General features: G+C 76.5%; 1 protein-coding gene and 1 pseudogene. One reads left to right on the top strand and one right to left on the bottom strand.

Annotated elements, in window-relative coordinates:
- Positions 1-531 (top strand): NPCBM/NEW2 domain-containing protein (locus IG94_RS0137880; protein ID WP_211269728.1); only part of this gene is annotated, 531 nt, incomplete at its 5' end.
- Here the strand turns inward: IG94_RS0137880 and IG94_RS39410 are convergent.
- Positions 518-3,642 (bottom strand): annotated as a pseudogene (locus tag IG94_RS39410) (AfsR/SARP family transcriptional regulator). The gene IG94_RS0137880 and the pseudogene IG94_RS39410 sit on opposite strands and share 14 nt — an antisense overlap.
- Positions 3,643-3,952 lie beyond the last annotated feature (310 nt).

The following is a 3,952-nucleotide window of genomic DNA, read 5'->3' as shown; positions in this document are numbered from 1 at the left end:
AGCCCGGACGGCCCGCCGTCGCCGCGGCCTGGGCGGCGGGGACGCGGCGCGGCCGGCAGGGGGAGACCACCCGGCCCGCCGGCACCCCCGCCCGCCCCGGAGGTCTACCCGTGGAACGAGCTGGCGTACGACGTCGGCGGCGACGGCACGGGGCCGGAGATGCGGCTGGCGGGGAGCAGTTGGGTGTGGCAGCGTTCCTCGCTCTCGGTCGACGACGTGCGGTACGCGCACGGCGTCACCGTGCAGGGCCGGTCCTCGGTCACGATCGACCTCAACCGCTCCTGCTCGTCCTACGACGCGCTGGTGGGCGTCGACGACCTGACGATGAAGCTCGGCAAGGTCCGCTTCTCGGTGTACGCCGACGGCGTCCCGCTGTGGAACTCCGGGACGGTCGAGGGCGGGGACGCGGCGGTGCCGGTCCATGTCGACATCTCGGGCCGCGAGACCGTACGGCTGGTGGCGGAACCGCACGGCCCGTTCGACTCGCTGACGCTCGCGGACTGGGCGCAGTCCCGCTTCACCTGCGCGTAGGCACCCGGGACGCTGATCGGTGCCCCGGCCCGGACCGCGGCGCCGCGTCCAACTCGGCCACCGCGTCGGCCGTCGCGAGGCCGGCTCCCCGGGCCCGCTCGGCGGCGTACCGTTCGGCGCCGAGTGCGGCACGGGCGGCGTCCGCGGCCCGCTCGGCGTGGGCGCGGTCCGGCGCGGGGGCCGGGCGGTCGCCGCGCCAGTGACCGGCCGCGCCGAGCAGCAGCGCCGCGCGGGCGTGGTCGCCGAGGTCGGACAGCAGTCCCGCGGCGCTGTCCACGAGGGTCGCGACGACCAGGTCGGCGCAGTGATCGTCGACCGCCGTACGGACGGTGTCAGCCAGCAGCGGCAAGGCCGCACCCGGGCCCGCCTCGCCGGCCGTCACCAGCGCGTCCACCAGCCCCAGCATCGCGAGGAACTGCGGCGGTGGGGTGCCGCGTTCGCACGCGTCGCGGGCCGCCGCCCACAGGGCTCGCGCCCGGGGGAAGTCCTCGTCCTCCACCGCGATCCCGGCCCGCAGCATCAGGACGAAGGCCTTGGAGTCCACGACGCCGTACCGGTCGGCGGCGACGCTCGCCTCGTCGAGTACGGCCAGTGCGGAACGCCGGTCCCCCGAGCGGTAGGCGATCTCGGCCAGCCGGGCGATGAGGAACGGCGACTCGGCGAAGGCGCCCACCTCCTCGGCTAGCCGCAGCGCCTCCCCGTACTCCGTCCTGGCCTCCTCGTACCGGCCGCGCACCATGGCGGCCTCGCCGAAGGCGCTGCACACCTGGGCCTCCACCAGGCGGTCGCCGAGGCGGCGGCTGAGCAGGCGCAGTTCGCCGAGGTCCTCGTCGACGTCGGACACGTCCCCGGAGGTGTCGACCACCGCGTGGGCGCGGAACATGAGGCTGGCGGCGATCTCCCACTCTCCGCCGTGCACACGGCAGTTGGCGACGGAGGCGTCCATGGCGGGCCGTACGTCGTTCGACTCGCCGACGAAGAACTCGGTGAGCGGCCAGATGATGCCCGGCACCCGGGCCGCCTCGGGGCCGCCGGCGGCGAAGTGGTTGCGCACCCTGAGGACGTAGCGCCGCATCCGCTCGTCCAGCGGCCTGTCCCCCGGTCCTGCCTCGAAGGTGAGGAGGATGTGCATCATCCGGACCCGCATGCGCACGGAGTGCAGGGGGTGCCGGGTGTCGTCCTCCGGTACGGCGAGGAGGGCCTCGACGGGGTCGGCGACGGCGGTACGGCGGGCGAGTTCGTCCCGGGGCGGCACGTCGCCGGGGCCGCCCGCGTCCAGGGCGGCGCCGAGGCACAGCACCCGGTCGAACCATCTGACGCCCTCGTGGCGGTAGTTGCGCAGCCACCAGAACCAGCCCATGGCGAGCGCGAGGGCGGCGGCCTCCTCTTCGTCGCCCGCGCTCAGCGAACGGCCGAGTGCCGCGCGGATGTTGTCGTGCTCGGTCTCCAGGCGGGCGATCCAGGGGAGTTGCCCGGCGGACCGCAGGCGGGGGTCGGCCTCCTCGGCCAGGGCGCGGGCCCAGGCGCGGTGGGCCCGCTCGGCGGCGGCGCGCGGTCCGGGCAGCTCGGCGGCGCGTTCGTCGGCGTACTCGTGGATGGTCTCCAGCATGCGGTAGCGCACCAGTCGACGACCGCGCGCAGCGTCTGCTGGCGGGGCAGGACGGTGCGGCTGCCGGAGGTGAGCAGGCGGAAGCGGTCGTCGAGCCGGTCGGCGATCTCGCGGGGGGTGAGCAGGCGGAGCCGGGCGGCGGCCAGTTCGATGGCCAGCGGCAGGCCGTCCAGCCGCCGGCAGATCTCGGAGACCGCCTCCTCGTCGCCCAGTACGGCGTCCGCGTCGGGGCGTACGGCGGCCGCGCGGGCGGCGAAGAGGCGTTGCGCCTGGTCCGGGGCGAGCGGCTCGACCGGGCGTACGGCCTCACCCGGAACGCCGAGGGGCTCGCGGCTCGTGGCGAGGACGGTGAGTCCGGGGCAGGGGGTCAGCAGCGTCTCGGCGAGCCCGGCGACGGCGCCGACGAGGTGTTCGCAGTTGTCCAGGACGAGGAGCAGGTCGCGCGAGGCGCAGTACTCGACGAGTGAGGCGACGGGGTCGTCCTGGACGGACGCCCGCTCGCTGGTGACGAGCACGGTCTCCCGCAGCCCGAGCGCGTTGACGACGGCGCCGGGGACCGCCTCGGGCCGGTCCAGCGGGGCGAGTTCGACCAGCCAGGCCTGCGGGAGCGCGGCGGCGGCCTCCTCGGCGAGACGGGTTTTGCCGGAGCCGCCCGGTCCGGTGAGGGTGACGAGCCGTGCCGTGCGCAGTCCGGCGCGGATGGCGTCGATCTCGGCCTCGCGGCCCACGAAGGAGGTCAGCCGGGGCCGTATGTTCCCCGTCCGCGGGGACGGCGCCGTCGGTCTGTGCGGTACCGGGGCGGCGAGCAGTTCGGCGTGCAGCGAGCGCAGGGCGGGGCCCGGTTCGGTGCCGAGGCCTTCGGCGAGGGTGCGGCGGGTGTCCTCGTAGGCGGCGAGGGCGTCGGCGTCGCGGCCGGCGGCGCGCAGGGCGCGGATGAGGAGGGCGCGCAGGGGTTCGTCGTAGGGGTGGGCGGCGGTCAGTTCGTACAGCCGCGGTACGGCGTCGTGGGCGTCGCCGAGGCGCAGGCCGGCCTCGACGCGCGCGCGGGTCGCCTCCAGGTGCAGGGCCTCGGGCCGGGCCGCGTGTCCCACGAGGTCGGCGAGGGCGGGGCCGCGCCAGAGGCCGAGCGCCTCGTCGAGATGCCGGGCGGCGGTCTCGGCGTCGCCGCGGTCGAGGGCGTCGGTGCCGTGCCGTAGGAGGCGTTCGAAGACGTACAGGTCGACGTCGTCGCGGGTGGCGGCGAGCCGGTAGCCGCCGGGGGCGGAGGCGACGGCGTCCTTGCCGACGGTGCGGCGCAGGCGGCCGACGAGGGCCTGGAGAGCGCCGGGGGCGTCCTGCGGCGGGGCGTCCGCCCAGACCTCGTCGATCAGGGTGTCCGGGGTGACGACCTGGCCGGGGCGCAGGGCGAGGGCGGCGAGCAGCGCACGCAGGCGGGGCCCGCCGGGGGTGACGACGGTGCCGTGGTCCTCCGTCTGGGCGACGCCCAGGATCTTGTACCGCACGGAGTCATTGTCGCCCGGCACGGGTGGGCTGCGCCCGGCGGTCCGGCGTCTTGGTCCCCGGCGCGGGTTGCCGACCGGGGGTGGGTTCGCGGCCCGGCGTTCGCTTGGTCCCCGGCGCGGGTTGTCGACCGGGGGTGGGTTCGCGGCCCGGAGTCTGCTTGGTCCCCGGCGTGGGTGCGGGCCGGGGGTGGGGTGCGCGGCCCGGCGCTTACGGGGTGCCGCTGCGCCCACCCGTGCCGCCCCAGCGGCACGACTGCCCGCAGCTGGGGCGGGTCAGCCGCGTACGGCGGGGAGGGGACGTGTCGGGGGG

The organism is Streptomyces olivaceus (assembly GCF_000721235.1).
GTDB lineage: Bacteria > Actinomycetota > Actinomycetes > Streptomycetales > Streptomycetaceae > Streptomyces > Streptomyces olivaceus.
This window is presented reverse-complemented; position numbering and strand designations above follow the sequence as displayed.